Source organism: Streptomyces tricolor (assembly GCF_002155905.1).
GTDB lineage: Bacteria > Actinomycetota > Actinomycetes > Streptomycetales > Streptomycetaceae > Streptomyces > Streptomyces tricolor.
The window spans coordinates 1-747 of record NZ_MUMF01000915.1 but is presented as its reverse complement, the minus strand read 5'-3'; the positions used below and the strand labels follow the sequence as shown (position 1 = coordinate 747).

The following is a 747-nucleotide window of genomic DNA, read 5'->3' as shown; positions in this document are numbered from 1 at the left end:
CGCATGCCCAGCCGGCGGCAGGCGACGCCCACACCGATCGCGTAGGCGAGGCCGTAGGCGGCGGCCATGCAGGCGACCGCCCGGCGCGGCGGCAGCAGGAAGGAGCAGAGCGCCCTGGCGCCGGCTGCGCATGCGGCTGGGCGGGGACCTGGACGGGTCCCGGGTGCTGCGCACCTACGCGCGCCTGGGCATCGCTTCGGTGCCGGCGGCCCTGCTCAGCGGTGCGGCCTGCTACGGCATCGGGCACAGCCTCGGCCAGGGCGTCGTCGGCTCCTTCGCCGCACTGATCGCCGGCGGAGCCGTCCTGTTCGGCGTCTTCTTCGTCGCCGCCCGCCGGATGCGGATCGAGGAACTCAACTCGCTCGTCGGAATGGTGCGCGGGCGTCTGGGTCGTTGAGGCGGGGGTAGGCGCACAACCATCGTCCGCCGCCGTGTGTCGTGCATAGCGGCGGACTGTGGGCACAATTGGTTTCGGCGTCGGACAGCGTGCAACGGATGGGGAGGCAGGGACGACGGTGGCAAAACGGAGCACAGCTGCCGTCGACGTGGCAGACAACAGCGGTGAGCAGCCGCTGACCGCCAAGGCGGACCAGTCCACGGCCGACGGGGTGGCCAAGAACCCGGAGCGGGACACGGACAGCGACGAGGCACAGGGCAGCGGAGGAGCCGAGGGTCCCGGCCGGAAGGCCTCCCCTCCGGAGTTGCACAGCGGTCACAAGCTCGCCAGACGCTACCGGCTGGAGGAGT

2 pseudogenes are annotated in these 747 nt (G+C 72.0%); both read left to right on the top strand.

The window, feature by feature from the left end:
* Positions 1-115: 115 nt before the first annotated feature.
* Positions 116-397: pseudogene (locus CCN44_RS41435) on the top strand (murein biosynthesis integral membrane protein MurJ); the annotation flags it as partial.
* A gap of 118 nt (positions 398-515) precedes the next feature.
* A pseudogene (locus CCN44_RS41430) lies at positions 516-747 on the top strand (serine/threonine protein kinase); the annotation flags it as partial.